The sequence below is a fragment of the Stenotrophomonas sp. GD03794 genome, from assembly GCF_029842145.1.
GTDB classification, from domain to species: Bacteria; Pseudomonadota; Gammaproteobacteria; order Xanthomonadales; family Xanthomonadaceae; genus Stenotrophomonas; species Stenotrophomonas riyadhensis.
The window spans coordinates 146,403-159,682 of record NZ_JAOCFV010000002.1 but is presented as its reverse complement, the minus strand read 5'-3'; the positions used below and the strand labels follow the sequence as shown (position 1 = coordinate 159,682).

The 13,280-nt window shown below is 67.8% G+C and carries 9 protein-coding genes; 5 read left to right on the top strand and 4 right to left on the bottom strand.

The window, feature by feature from the left end:
• The first annotated feature begins 43 nt into the window (after window positions 1-43).
• The gene (locus N5D91_RS02135) at window positions 44-2,164 is read left to right on the top strand and encodes a methyl-accepting chemotaxis protein (RefSeq protein ID WP_180854180.1); all 2,121 of its coding nucleotides are present in this window, start codon (window positions 44-46) and stop codon (window positions 2,162-2,164) included.
• Between the two features lie 21 nt (window positions 2,165-2,185).
• Here the strand turns inward: N5D91_RS02135 and N5D91_RS02130 are convergent, their stop codons facing one another.
• Window positions 2,186-3,088, bottom strand: coding sequence for a LysR family transcriptional regulator (locus N5D91_RS02130; protein WP_180854179.1), 903 nt, complete (start codon window positions 3,086-3,088; stop codon window positions 2,186-2,188).
• Window positions 3,089-3,195: 107 nt separating this feature from the next.
• Between N5D91_RS02130 and N5D91_RS02125 the strand changes: the two genes are divergently transcribed.
• Together N5D91_RS02125 and dkgB are read left to right on the top strand one after the other, a co-directional pair.
• Window positions 3,196-4,410, top strand: a complete 1,215-nt coding sequence (locus N5D91_RS02125; RefSeq protein ID WP_180854178.1) for an MFS transporter — start codon at window positions 3,196-3,198, stop codon at window positions 4,408-4,410.
• Between the two features lie 87 nt (window positions 4,411-4,497).
• Window positions 4,498-5,307, top strand: coding sequence for a 2,5-didehydrogluconate reductase DkgB (gene dkgB / locus N5D91_RS02120; RefSeq protein WP_180854177.1), 810 nt, complete (start codon window positions 4,498-4,500; stop codon window positions 5,305-5,307).
• 157 nt (window positions 5,308-5,464) lie between these two features.
• Here the strand turns inward: dkgB and N5D91_RS02115 are convergent, their stop codons facing one another.
• The gene (locus N5D91_RS02115) at window positions 5,465-6,172 is read right to left on the bottom strand and encodes an alpha/beta hydrolase (protein WP_180854176.1); all 708 of its coding nucleotides are present in this window, start codon (window positions 6,170-6,172) and stop codon (window positions 5,465-5,467) included.
• Window positions 6,173-6,311: 139 nt separating this feature from the next.
• Here N5D91_RS02115 and N5D91_RS02110 point away from each other — a divergent pair, with 139 nt between their 5' ends.
• On the top strand, window positions 6,312-6,692 hold the full coding sequence (locus N5D91_RS02110) for a YbjQ family protein (RefSeq protein ID WP_110714103.1): 381 nt from the start codon (window positions 6,312-6,314) through the stop codon (window positions 6,690-6,692).
• 38 nt (window positions 6,693-6,730) lie between these two features.
• On the opposite strand, the gene N5D91_RS02105 is transcribed toward N5D91_RS02110, so the two are convergent.
• Both N5D91_RS02105 and mgtE read right to left on the bottom strand, forming a co-directional pair.
• On the bottom strand, window positions 6,731-9,457 hold the full coding sequence (locus N5D91_RS02105; protein ID WP_180854175.1) for a bifunctional acetate--CoA ligase family protein/GNAT family N-acetyltransferase: 2,727 nt from the start codon (window positions 9,455-9,457) through the stop codon (window positions 6,731-6,733).
• Window positions 9,458-9,604: 147 nt separating this feature from the next.
• The gene (gene mgtE / locus N5D91_RS02100; RefSeq protein ID WP_180854174.1) at window positions 9,605-10,975 is read right to left on the bottom strand and encodes a magnesium transporter; all 1,371 of its coding nucleotides are present in this window, start codon (window positions 10,973-10,975) and stop codon (window positions 9,605-9,607) included.
• Window positions 10,976-11,316: 341 nt separating this feature from the next.
• On the opposite strand from mgtE, the gene N5D91_RS02095 reads away from it, so the two are divergent.
• Window positions 11,317-13,095, top strand: coding sequence for a monovalent cation:proton antiporter-2 (CPA2) family protein (locus N5D91_RS02095; RefSeq protein WP_180854173.1), 1,779 nt, complete (start codon window positions 11,317-11,319; stop codon window positions 13,093-13,095).
• Window positions 13,096-13,280 lie beyond the last annotated feature (185 nt).

Sequence of the window (13,280 nt, the reverse complement as noted above, 5' to 3'; positions counted from 1 at the left end):
AGCGGGTCGATACCGCAGTGCCCCTTCCCGAGAGTTCTTCCCCATGAATGCGTCTGTCCGTGCTCCGCGCCTGCAGTCCAAGCTGCTCGGCGCGGTTTCTGTTGGTCTGGCCGTGGTCCTGCTGTGCGCTCTGGCCGGCCTGGCCTCCGCCTGGTTGAAGTTGTCCACCGAGGTTCCACCCGAAGTCGCGCACAGCCGCGATGCCGAACGCCTGCAGCGCGAGTTCCGCGGCCAGGTGCAGGAATGGAAGAACGTGCTGCTGCGCGGCCACGACGACGCGTTGCGCCAACGCCACCTGGACGCGTTCGACAGCGAGGGCCGTCTGGTCGAACAGCTGGCCAAGGGCCTGGTGACGAGCCCGGACGCGCACACGCGTGAACTGGCGCAGGCGTTCATCGGCCTGCACGCGCAGTTGCAGCAGGACTACCACGCAGCGCTGCAGGCCTTCGCCGAGGCCGGCTACGATCCCGCCGCCGGCGACAATCTCGTGCGCGGCAAGGATCGCCCGGTGGCGGCGGCACTGGATGCACTGAGCACGCATGCCACGCAGGTGGCCGAGGCGGCGCTGGCGGCCCGTTCGCACCAGGCGCGGCAGACACTGCTGCTGTGCGCGGCGTTGACCGTGCTGGCTGCCGTGCTGCTGTTGATCGGGCTGGCCTGGTGGCTGCGGCGTGCCGTGGTGCAGCCGGTGCTGGCGGTGGAAGCCGCTGCGCGTGCAGTGGCTGCCGGTGATCTGCAGCACGTTGTGCAGGTGCGCAGCCGCGACGAGATCGGTCGCCTCGCGCAGGCCATGCAGGCGGTGCAGTCCACGCTGCGCGGTGTGCTCGATGCACAGGCCACGATGGCACAGGCGCATGACGCCGGCACCATCAGCCACCGCATGGATGCCCGTGCCTTCCCCGGCGCGTTCGGCACGATGGTGGCCGACAGCAACGCGCTGGTCGATGCGCACATTCAGGTGAAGCTGCGCGCGATCGCGATCATGGGGCGCTACGCCATCGGCGACCTCAGCCAGGACATGGAGCGGCTGCCGGGCGAGAAGGCCGTGATCACCGAAGCACTGGATACCGCCAAGGCCAATCTGGGCACCATCAATGGCGAGATCCGCCGCCTGGCCGAAGCGGCCGCCGCCGGTGACTTCAGCCAGCGTGGCGACAGCGCGCGCTTCGAGCATGATTTCCGCGCGATGGTCGATGGCCTGAACCGCCTGATGCAGGCCACTGAACTGAACCTGGGCGAGGTCTCCAGCATGCTGCGTGCGATCGCCGATGGCCGCCTTGGCGCACGCATGCACGGTGATTTCCAGGGTGTGTTCGCACGCATCGCCGGCGATGCCAACACCACTGCCGCGCAGCTGGCCACCATCGTCACCGACATCAAGCACGCCTCCGGCAACATCCACACGGCTGCGGCGGAGATCGCCGCCGGCAACAATGATCTGTCGCGCCGCACCGAACAGCAGGCCGCCAACCTGGAAGAAACCGCTGCATCGATGGAGGAACTGACCTCCACCGTGCGCCAGAATGCCGAGCACGCCCGCCAGGCCAACCAGCTGGCGATCGGCGCGCACAGCGTCGCCTCGCACGGCGGCAACGTGGTCGGCCAGGTGGTGGCAACGATGGGCGCGATCGAAACCTCGTCGCGGCAGATCGCCGAGATCATCAGCGTGATCGATGGCATCGCGTTCCAGACCAACATCCTGGCGCTGAATGCCGCGGTGGAAGCGGCGCGCGCCGGTGAACAGGGCCGCGGCTTCGCGGTGGTCGCCAGCGAAGTGCGCACACTGGCACAGCGTTCGGCCGCTGCGGCGAAGGAGATCAAGTCGCTGATCGAGACCTCGGTGGAACAGGTCGGCCACGGCGCACAGCGGGTGCGCGAGGCCGGTGACACCATGGCCGAGATCGTGGCGTCGGTGCAGCGGGTGACCGACATCATGGCCGAGATTTCGGCGGCCTCGCAGGAGCAGAGCGCAGGTATCGAGCAGGTCAGCCAGACCGTGATCCAGATGGATGGCACCACCCAGCAGAACGCCGCGCTGGTGGAGGAAGCCAGTGCCGCCGCACGCAGCCTGGAACAACAGGCGAACCGGTTGATCGACGCGGTGGATGTGTTCGATCTGTCGACCACGGCGGCAGCGAAGGGCGGGCTGGCGCGCGCGGCCTGAGTGATCCGCTGGCCGGCAACCTCAGCGCACGTAATCGCTCTGTGCCATCGCGTCGGCCAGGTAGTCCACGAACGAGCTGATCCGCGCCGACACCGCGGTGTTGCGGTAGTACACCGCGTGGATCGGCTGGTATACATCCAGCGTCTGCGCCGCCAGCACTGGCACCAACGTGCCGGCAGCGCGGTCGCGATCGGTGACGAAGTCGGACAGGCAGGTGATGCCGACGCCTTCCACCGCCAGGCGGCGCAGCGTCTCGCCACTGGACACAGCGATATCCGGGCGCACCAGCAGCAACCCGTCCGACTCACCGGGCAGCGGCCAGCGGTTCAGCGATTCCGGCTCGTTGAAGCTGAGCAGCGTGTGCTGGCCCAGCGCGGCGACGCTGGCCGGTTCACCGTGCCTGGCCAGGTAGGCCGGGCTCGCCACCAACCGCAGTTGGCAACGCCCCAGCGGCCGCGCGTGCAGGGTGGAGTCGGCCAGCGGCCCGATCCGGATCGCCAGATCGGTGCGTCGCTCCAGCAGGTCGATGTAGCGGTCGGAACTGTTCAACTCCAGCTGCACGTCCGGGTAACGCGCGCGATAGCCGGCCACAAGCGGCGCAATCACGTGCAGCACGAACGGCATCGCCGCATCCACCCGCAGGCGCCCGGCCGGGCGCCCGCGGCGCGCCGCCATCTGTTCCTCGGCCGATTCCACCGCATCGACGATCGCGCGCGCATGGCGCAGGAACGCCTCGCCCTCGGCAGTCAGGTGCAGGCGGCGGGTGGTGCGGGTCAGCAGGGTAATCCCCAGCTTGTCCTCCAGCCGCCCCAGCGCGCGGCTCACGCCCGAGGGCGTCTGCCCCAGCTGCTCGGCGGCAGCACTGATCGAACCGCTGTCGATCACCGCCAGGAAGGCCTGCATTTCATCAAGCGTCGTCTTCATGCCCCTATTATTGACTGCACAGCAAGAGTGATTGGCGTGAAGACCGGTTTTTCCGCAAAGGTCGGCAGCGCAGACTGCGCAGCCTCTTCCTCCTGCTGGACCCTGTCATGATCCGTGGCATTCCCCTCGCCCTGCTGGCGTTGACCCTCGGTGCCTTCGCCATCGGCACCACCGAATTCGTCATCGTCGGCCTGATCCCGACCATTGCCGGCGACCTGCAGGTCAGCCTGCCTTCGGCCGGCCTGCTGGTCTCGCTGTACGCACTGGGCGTGGCCATCGGCGCACCGGTGCTGACCGCGCTCACCGGCCGCGTGCCGCGCAAGTCGCTGCTGGTTGCGCTGATGGTGCTGTTCACGCTCGGCAACGTCATCGCCTTCCTGGCACCGGGCTACACCTCGCTGATCCTTGCCCGCATCCTCACCGGCCTGGCCCACGGCGTGTTCTTCTCGATCGGCGCGATCATCGCCACCGCCGTAGTGCCGAAGGAGAAGGCCGCCAGCGCGATCGCCATCATGTTCACCGGCCTGACCGTGGCACTGGTGACCGGCGTGCCGCTGGGCACCTTCATCGGCCAGCACCTGGGCTGGCGCGCGACCTTCCTGGCGGTGGCCGGCCTCGGCGTGATCGCCCTGCTCGGCGCGCTGCTGTTCGTACCACGCAACCTGCCGCAGAGCGCACCGGCCAGCCTCCATCAGCAGCTGGCCGTACTGGGCCAGCCACGCCTGCTGCTGGTCTATGCGATGACCGCGCTGGGCTACGGCGGTACCTTCCTGGCCTTCACCTACCTGGCGCCGATCCTGCAGGACGTCACTGGCTTCTCCGCCAATGCGGTCAGCCTGGTGCTGCTGGTGTACGGCGTGTCGGTGGCGATCGGCAACCTGTGGGGCGGGCGCATGGCCGACCGCATGGGTCCGGTGCCCGCGCTGAAGCGCATCTTCGCATTGCTGGCCCTGGTGCTGTTCGTACTCACGTTCACTGCCTACAACACCTGGTTGATGCTGCTGACGGTGCTGGCGCTGGGCGCGGTGGCGTTCGGCAACGTGCCGGCGCTGCAGGTGTATGTGGTCAAGCAGGCGCAGCGCTACGCGCCGCAGGCGGCCGACGTGGCCTCGGGCCTGAACATCGCCGCGTTCAACGTTGGCATCGCCATGGGTGCCTCGCTGGGTGGCCTGGTGGTGGAGCACATCGGCCTGATGCATACGCCCTGGCTGGGCGCGCTGGTGGTCGCACTGGCCTACGTGCTGACCGCGCTCAGCGGCCGCCTCGACCGCCGTGATGGCATCGACCACCGCGCCGACGGCGTTGCCGCCACCGCGCATTGATTCATGCAATGCACCGTTGCCGGCATGCATGCGGTGCCTGTCCTACCCTCTTCCCTCTGCTACTCCCTTCCCCCGTTGGAGCTTCCCATGACTGTCCCCGCTTTCGGTCTCGGCACCTTCCGCCTCAAAGACCAGACCGTGATCGACTCGGTGCGCAACGCACTGGAGGTCGGCTACCGCGCCATCGATACCGCGCAGATCTACGGCAATGAAGCCGAAGTCGGCCAGGCCATCGCCGAGTCGGGCGTGCCGCGCGATGATCTGTACCTGACCACCAAGGTCTGGATCACCGAGTTCAAGCGCGATGCGCTGCTGGCCAGCCTGCGTACCAGCCTCGAGAAGCTGCGCACCGACCGCGTCGACCTGGCGCTGATCCACTGGCCGTCACCGAATGACAAGGTCGATGTGCCGATGGAGGAATACCTGCCAGCACTGGCCGAGGCCAAGGCGCAGGGGCTGACCAAGGCGATCGGCATCTCCAACTTCACCATCGCGCAGACCCGCAAGGCGATCGAGATCCTCGGCGCCGAGGCCATCGCCACCAACCAGATCGAGATCCACCCGTACCTGCAGAACCGCCTGCTGGTGAAGTTCCTGCAGGACAACGGCATCCACATCACCGCCTACATGAGCCTGGCCTATGGCGAAGTGCTGAAGGACCCGGTGATCCAGGCCATTGCCGGCCGTCACCAGGCCACGCCGGCGCAGGTTGCACTGGCGTGGGCGCTGCAGCAGGGCTTCTCGGTCATTCCGTCGTCGACCAAGCGCGAAAACCTGTCGAGCAACCTGGAAGCGGCAGCGATCCGCCTGACCGACGAAGACATGGCGCAGATCGCCAAGTTGGATCGTGGCCATCGTTTGGCGAATCCGGAAGGGATTGCCCCGGCCTGGGATTGAGGCATTGTTGTAGAGCCGAGCCCACGCTCGGCTCCTGGCCGCCTGCAGCCGAGCATGGCTCGGCTCTACAGGTAGATGCCGACCTTGGTCGGCGCTGGCCTCTGGTCAGTCGATGACACATCGTGCCGACCAAGGTCGGCACCTGCCAAAGGCAGCGCTATCCCTCGCCTTGCAGCAACCACCCACGCATGGCCGCACTGACCTCGTCCGGCTTTTCCATCGGTGCCAGGTGACCGCAATCAGGTACCACCACCAGCTGCGAATGCGGCGCCAGGGCGTGCATCTCCTCGCTCACCGCCAGCGGCGTGATGCGGTCGTTGGCGCCACAGATGATCAGCAGCGGGTCGCGGTAACCAGCCAGCACGTCATGGCCGTCGCGGCGCTCCAGCGCGCTCTGGCGCAGGAACACTTCGGCGCCCAACCGCGCGGTCATGTCGCGCACGCGCTGTACCAGCACGTAGTCGTCCAGCCGTGAGGCGTCGATGTAGCTGCGCATCAGCACATCGCCGAAGCCATGGAACTTGCCGGGCAGGCGCACGCTGGCCCGTTGGCTGCGGCGCTGTTCGGCACGTTCCGGTGAATCGGCGTGGATCGAGGTATCGACCAGCGCCAGCTGCAGCACGCGCTCCGGCGCGATGCGCAGGATCTGCTGGGCGACGAAACCGCCCAGCGAGAAACCGGCCAGCGCAAAGCGTTCCGGCGCCTGCGCCAGCACGTCCTCGGCCACGCCCTCCAGGGTTTCGCCGCGGGTCTGGTCGCCCACCGTGCAATCGGCGATGTCGGCCAGGTCAGCCAGCTGTGCGCGCCAGAGCTCGGCATCGTTGAGCAGGCCGGGCAGCAGCAACAGGGGGATACGGTCGGTCATGGGGGTATTGTCGCGCCGGTGCGGTGGCGGCGCCATGCCGCAACGGGCGGTTGCGTTGTAGAGTCGAGCCCTGCTCGACTGCTCCACAGCCAGTCGAGCATGGCTCGACTCTACAGAAGGCAGCGACACGGACGCGACCATGGCAGACCCCTACAACAGCGGTATCCCCTCCCCGCCCGCGCTGCGCTTCGACGATGCGCTGGTCACCACCGCCTTCGAGCTGCCCGGCCATCGCGTCGTGCGCAATCTGGGGGTGGTGCGCGGCATCACCGTGCGCTCGCGTTCGATCGTCGGCAACTTCCTGGGCGGCATCCAGACGCTCTTCGGTGGCAACATCACCATCTACACCGAGCTGTGCGAACAGGCCCGCGAGGAAACCTACCGCGACATGGTCAAGCACGCGCGGCAGCTGGGCGCCAACGCGATCATCGGCATGCGCTACGACGCCACCGACGTGATGACCGGGCTGACCGAGGTGCTGTGCTATGGCACGGCGGTGGTGGTGGAACCATTGCGTTGAAGCTGTAGAGCCGAGCCCATGCTCGGCTCAGGCGGCAATCAAGCCACCGGCGGAACGTCAGGCACCTCGACCTGCTGCACCGGCAGGGTCACCATCATCACCGTCGGGTCGTCCGGGTCCAGCTTGGTCTTGAAGCCCAGGCTCTGGCACATCGCCAGCATGGTGCTGTTCTCGCGCAGCACCTGGCCTTCGACCACGTCCAGGCCCAGCCACTTGGCGTACTCGATCATGATCGCCATCAACCGCCAGCCGATGCCGTGGCCCTTCAGGTCCGAACGGATCAGGATGCCGTACTCGCCACGGTGGTAATCGGCATCGGCGTGCAGGCGTACCGCGCCCAGCATTTCGCCGCTGCGCGGTTCGATCGCCACCAGCGCGATCGAGCGTGCGTAGTCGAGCTGGGTCAGGCGCGCGATGAACTCGTGGCTGAAGTGCTTCACCGACTGGAAGAAGCGCAGGCGCAGGTCCTCGTCGCTGACACGAGCGAAGAACGCGCGGAACAGAGCTTCGTCCTCCGGCCGCACCGGGCGCACGAAGGCACGGCCACCATCGGACAGCTCGATGGTGCGCTCCCACTCCTTCGGGTATGGGAACACCGAGAAACGCGGGTGGCCGCGGCCCTTGTGCAGGATGCGCGACGGCGCCACCGCCACGCGGGCATCGAGGGCGAGGATGCCCTTGCCGTCGACCAGCAGCGGGTTGATGTCCAGCGTGCGCACTTCGGGAATGTCGGCGGCCAGTTGTGCCAGCTTCACCAGCGCCAGCGCCAGTGCGCGCTCGTCAGCCGCCGGCACGTCACCGTAAGCCTTGAGGATGCGCGAGGCGCGGGTCTGGCCGATCAGCTCGTGGGCCAGGCGCAGGTCCAGCGGCGGCAGCGCAAGCGCCTTGTCGTTGATCACTTCGACGGCAGTGCCGCCGCGACCGACCACGATCACCGGACCGAACGTCGCGTCATCGGCGATGCCGACAATCAACTCGCGCGCCTTCGGGCGGACGATGGTCGGCTGTACCAGCAGGCCATCGATGCGTGCATCCGGCCGCAGCTGGCGTGCGCGCGACAGGATCGCGTTGGCCGCGCTCTGCACCGCCGGCAGCGTGGACAGGTTCAGGCGCACGCCATCCACTTCCGACTTGTGCGGAATATCCGGCGAGAGAATCTTCAGTGCGACCGTGGCACCGCGCTCCAGCAGCGGCTGCGCCAGATCCATCGCCTCGTGCGCATCGCGCGCATGCATCACCGGCGCGGAGGGAATGCCATAGGCCTTGAGCAGTTCATGCGTAGCCAGCGGGTCCAGCCACTGCTGGCCGTTGGCCAGTGCGGCCTCGACCAGTGTGCGCGCGGCGGCCGTGTCGACACTGAAATCCTGCGGCAGGCTGGGCGGCGTTTCCATCAACGCGTTCTGCGCTTCGCGGTAGCGCACCAGGTGCTGGAAGCCACGTACGGCTTCGGCCTCGGTCGGATAGGTCGGCACCCGTGCCGCGTTGAGCGTGGCGGTAGCCTGGTCGTCGTTGCCCAGCCACACCGCGAACACCGGCTTGTCGCGATGATGGCGCGGGCGCAGGCCGAGCGTGCGGGTGAGCGCTTGCGCGGCGTCCGCCGATGAGGTGAACGCGGTCGGCACGTTCACCACCATCACCGCGTCATTCTCGTTGTCGGCCAGCAGCGCTTCGATGGCCGCGGCATAGCGATCACCATCGGCGTCGACCACGATGTCGACCGGATTGCTGCGCGACCAGCCTTGCGGCAGCACCGCGTCGAGTTTCTCGACGGTGCTGTCGGACAGGTTGGCCAGCGTGCCGCGCAGCGCGATCAACTGGTCCACCGCAAGGCGACCCACGCCACCACCGTTGCTGAGGATGGCCAGGCGGCGACCGGGGAACGTCCCCAACCGACCCAGCGACTCGGCGGCGGTGAACAGTTCGTCCAGCGCACCCACGCGCAGCAGGCCGGCGCGGTTGAAGGCCGCGCCGTAGACGTCGTCGGCGCGGGCCAGGGCCTGCACATGGGTATCGCGGCTGCCCGGCTGCACGCGCTCGGCGCGGCCGGACTTCACCACCACCACCGGCTTGGCGCGGGCGGCGGCACGCGCGGCCGACATGAACTTGCGCGCGTCCTTGATCTGCTCGACGTAGAGCAGGATGGCGCGGGTGCGGTAGTCGGTGGCGAAGTAGTCGAGCAGATCGCCGAAGTCGACGTCCATCGTGTCGCCCAGCGAGACCACGGCGGAAAAGCCGACCGAGCGCGCCACGCCCCATTCCACCAGCGCGGCGGCAATGGCCGAGGATTCGGAGATCAGCGCGAGGTCGCCGGCCTGCGGGAAGTGCGCGGCGATGCTGGCATTAAGTCGCGCATGCGGTGCGATCACACCCAGGCAGTGCGGGCCCAGGATGCGCAGGCCATGCTTGCGCGCTACCGTTTCCACCTGTTCCGACAACGACCCCGGGCCTTCGCCCAGGTGTGCGGTGAGGATGATCGCCGCCTGCACGCCACGTTCGGCGGCGGTGCGCACCACCTGCGGCACGATCGCCGCCGGTGCAGTGATCACCACCAGGTCCGGCACCCAGTCCAGGTCCTTCAAGCGCTTGACCGTACGGATGCCATCGATCTCGGCGTGCCGCGGGTTGATCCACGCCACCTTGCCGGGGAAGCCGGTGCCACGCAGGTTACGCATCACCGCGCGCCCGGCCGAGCGCTCGCGCGGGCTGCCGCCGATCACCGCGACCGACTGCGGACGGAACACGGACTGCAGGTGGTAGGTACTCATGCGCCTACGGTACACGGACCGGCGCATCGGGCGCATGATCCAGCGCAAGCCCCCGGTCTCCGGGGTCGGATCCCTTCGCACAGCGATGGGCTCTGACCCCTGCGTGCCGACCAAGGTCGGCACCTACCGGAGCACGGTGGTTCCGGCTTACAGCAACGTGCCGTGCAGGATCATCGCCGCGATGCTGAAGTAGATCACCAGGCCGGTCACGTCCACCAGGGTGGCCACGAACGGCGCCGAAGCGCTGGCCGGGTCGAAGCCGAGCCGCTTCAGGATGAAGGGCAGCATCGAGCCGGACAGCGAACCGAAGGTGACGATGCCGACCAGCGCGGCGCCGATGGTGATCGCCAGCAGGATCCAGTGCTCGCCGTAGTCATGCAGGCCGCCCAGCTGCCAGATCACGATGCGCACGATGGCCAGGCAGCCGAGGATGGCGCCCAGCACCATGCCGGTCGGGATTTCGCGCAGGGCCACCTTCCACCAGTCGCGCAGGCGCAGTTCGCGAAGCGCCAGGCTGCGGATCAGCAGCGAGGTGGCCTGCGAGCCGGAGTTGCCGCCCGAACTCATGATCAGCGGAATGAACAGGGTCAGCACCACGGCGCGCGCCAGTTCATCCTCGTAGTGCTGCATCGCGCTGGCGGTCAGCATCTCACCCAGGAACAGCACGCTCAGCCAGCCGGCGCGTTTGCGCAGCATCTCGAAGAAGCCGATCTGCATGTACGGCTTGTCCAGCGCTTCCATGCCGCCGAACTTGTGCGCGTCTTCGGTGGACTCCTCGATCAGCGCATCGAGTACGTCGTCCACGGTGACGATGCCAAGCATCTGCTGCTGGTCGTCGACCACCGGGATCGCCAGCAGGTCGTGGCGGCGGATCAGCCGCGCCACTTCCTCCTGGTCCATCAGCGCATCCACGGTCACCGGCGGATTGACCTGGGCCACATCCAGGATCGATTCCTCGGGCAGGCCTGTGATCAGCCGGCGCATGGTCACTACCTGCTGCAGCTGCTGGCTGGCTGGGTCCAGCACGTAGATCGCGTACACCGTCTCGCGGGTGCGCTCGACCTGGCGGATGTGCTGCAGGGTCTGCGCCACCGTCCAGCTGGCAGGCACCGCCACGTACTCGGTGGTCATCAGCGCACCGGCAGTGTTCGGTGGGTAGCTGAGCAGCTTCTGGATGGCCTGGCGGGCGTCGGTGCCCAGCAGCGGGATCAGCCGCGCGCGCTCTTCTTCGTCCAGCTCGTGGACGATGTCGGTGGCGCGGTCATCGGCCATCAGGCCCAGCAGCGCCGCAGCCCGCGCCGGTGGCAGCGCGGCCACCAGCTCACCGCTGCGATGCAGCTCCGGCGCTTCGAGCATCTTCACTGCACGCGGCAACGGCAGCGCAGCCAGCGTTTCCGCGGCGCGGGTCAGTTCCAGCGTGTTGAGGAATTCCACCGCGTCGGCGGTGTTGTAGTTCGCCAGCGGTGCGGCCAGTGCGGCGGCATCGGCCACCGGGCGCAGCAATTGCTTCTGGTTCATCGGTTTTGCCTTGTGGGGGTGCGACCTCGCGCAACGCCAACGCAGGCAAACCGTCCCGATGTCAGGCGGTGGCCATCGCTGGCGTCGAACGAGGTCGACTTCTACTGTCGCTGGACATGGGTTGGGGACTCCGGGATGCGTGTGCTGGAGGACGCGCCGCCAGCGGCGGGCAGTCTGGACCCGTGGGCCATGCAGGTCAACCCGGCCACCCCGCGCCGACGGCCGGCGAGTTGTTCTCGTGCATACACAGGCCGGCGCGCATAATGTCGCGGTGGTGCTCACCACGCCCTCCCCCACCCGAACGGACGCACAGCGGGCTCCCCCGATGACCAGGTATTCCCATGCATAGCGGTGGTCTGGAACTGGCCCTGGTGCTGCTGCTGGCGGCGGTCATCGCCGTGCCGGTGTTCAAGAAGTTCGGCTTCGGCGCGGTGCTGGGCTACCTGGCGGCCGGCGTGGTGCTGGGCCCGGACGGGCTGGGCTTCGTGCAGGACGCCGACCGCATCCTCGGCGCCGCTGAGATCGGCGTGGTGATGCTGCTGTTCGTGATCGGCCTGGAACTGTCGCCGGCACGCCTGAAGGTGATGCGGCGCTCGGTGTTCGGCGCCGGTGCGGCACAGGTGGCGCTGTCCGGGCTGGTGCTGGGGGGATTGCTGCTGCTCGATCACTTCCAGTGGAAGAGCGCGCTGGTGGTGGGCGTGGCGCTGGCGCTGTCATCCACCGCGGTGGGCCTGCAGCTGCTGTCCGAGCACAAGGCGATCAACAGCGACCATGGCCGGCTGGGTTTTGCCATCCTGCTGTTCCAGGACCTGATCGCGATCCCGCTGCTGGCGGCCATCCCGCTGCTGGGCGGGGTGAAGAACGAGACCCTGCGCATCGAGGATGCGATGGTGGCGCTGGGTGCGCTGGCGGTGGTGATCCTGTGCGGGCGACCGGTGCTGCGCAAGGTGTTCAGCATCATCGCGCGCACCCGCAGCCCGGAAGTGTTCACCGCCACCGCCCTGCTGGTGGTGCTGGGTACCGCCTGGTTCATGCAGGAAGCCGGCCTCAGCCCCAGCCTGGGCGCCTTCCTGGCCGGGGTGCTGCTGTCCGATTCGGAGTTCCGGCACGAGCTGGAAGCACAGATCGAGCCGTTCAAGGGCCTGCTGCTGGGCCTGTTCTTCATCGCGGTGGGCATGGGCATCGACCTCGACCGCATCGCCGCCGAGCCCTGGCTGATCGCGGCGGGCGTGGCGATCCTGCTGGTGGTCAAGTTCGGCCTGCTGTACGTGATCGGGCGCATCGCCAGGCTCAGTTCACGGCAGTCGTTGCTGCTGGGCAGCGTGCTGTGGCTGGGCGGCGAGTTCGCCTTCGTGGTGTTCAACGAAGCGCAGCGCGCGCACCTGCTGGGCAACGCCAACCATGACCGGCTGGTGGCGATCGTCGGCCTGTCGATGGCGATCACGCCACTGCTGATGATCGCGCTGCTCAAGCTGCTCGGCCAGGAGAAGGTAACGCCGCGCGAGGCAGCCGAGGCCGACAAGGTGGCGCCGGACAACCGGCCGAAGGTGCTGATTGCCGGCATGGGCCGCTTCGGCCAGGTCATCGCGCGCCTGCTGACCGCGCAGAAGGTGCCGTTCGTGGCGCTGGAAGCGAATCCGGACACCGTGGCCGACCTGCGCCGCTTCGGCAACCAGCTGTATTACGGCGACCCGACCCGGCCAGAGATGCTGCGCGCTGCGGGCGGCGAACACATCGATGTGTTCGTGATCACCGTGGACGACCCGGAGACCAACCTGCGTGCAGTGCGCATGGTGCGCCGGCTGTACCCGGACGCGAAGGTGCTGGCGCGCGCACGCAACCGCCAGCATGCGTGGCGCCTGATGGACATGTCGGCCGAACCGTTCCGCGAAGTGTTCGGCACCAGCCTGGAAATGAGCGGGCGCGTGCTGACTGCATTGGGTGTTGCACCTGAAGTGGCCGAACGCCACGTGCAGCGCTTCCGCGAACACGACGAACAGCTGCTGCGCGATCAGTACCTGGTCTACGACGACGAGGCCGCGGTGATCCAGACCTCGCGCGATGCACGCAACGACCTGATGCACCTGTTCGAGGCCGACGCGGAAAGCGACGGCAAGTAGGCGTGCCGACCAACGGTCGGCACCCACCACAGATTGCGGTAGTGCCGGCCGCTGGCCGGCAGCCTCGGGATCCCGGAGGTTTCATGAGGTTGCCGGCCAGCGGCCGGCACTACCCGCAGCAGATTCCGGCGGCGCGGTGTCGGGGTCAGAGCCCTTTCCCTTGGAAAGGGATCCGACCCCGGCCT

Excerpts from the sequence above, each read along its gene's own strand:
- N5D91_RS02125 (WP_180854178.1), top strand. The coding sequence starts at position 3,196 with ATGATCCGTGGCATTCCCCTCGCCCTGCTGGCGTTGACCCTCGGTGCC.
- N5D91_RS02130 (WP_180854179.1), bottom strand. The coding sequence starts at position 3,088 with ATGAAGACGACGCTTGATGAAATGCAGGCCTTCCTGGCGGTGATCGAC.
- dkgB (WP_180854177.1), top strand. The coding sequence starts at position 4,498 with ATGACTGTCCCCGCTTTCGGTCTCGGCACCTTCCGCCTCAAAGACCAG.
- N5D91_RS02095 (WP_180854173.1), top strand. The coding sequence starts at position 11,317 with ATGCATAGCGGTGGTCTGGAACTGGCCCTGGTGCTGCTGCTGGCGGCG.
- N5D91_RS02105 (WP_180854175.1), bottom strand. The coding sequence starts at position 9,457 with ATGAGTACCTACCACCTGCAGTCCGTGTTCCGTCCGCAGTCGGTCGCG.
- N5D91_RS02110 (WP_110714103.1), top strand. The coding sequence starts at position 6,312 with ATGGCAGACCCCTACAACAGCGGTATCCCCTCCCCGCCCGCGCTGCGC.
- mgtE (WP_180854174.1), bottom strand. The coding sequence starts at position 10,975 with ATGAACCAGAAGCAATTGCTGCGCCCGGTGGCCGATGCCGCCGCACTG.
- N5D91_RS02135 (WP_180854180.1), top strand. The coding sequence starts at position 44 with ATGAATGCGTCTGTCCGTGCTCCGCGCCTGCAGTCCAAGCTGCTCGGC.
- N5D91_RS02115 (WP_180854176.1), bottom strand. The coding sequence starts at position 6,172 with ATGACCGACCGTATCCCCCTGTTGCTGCTGCCCGGCCTGCTCAACGAT.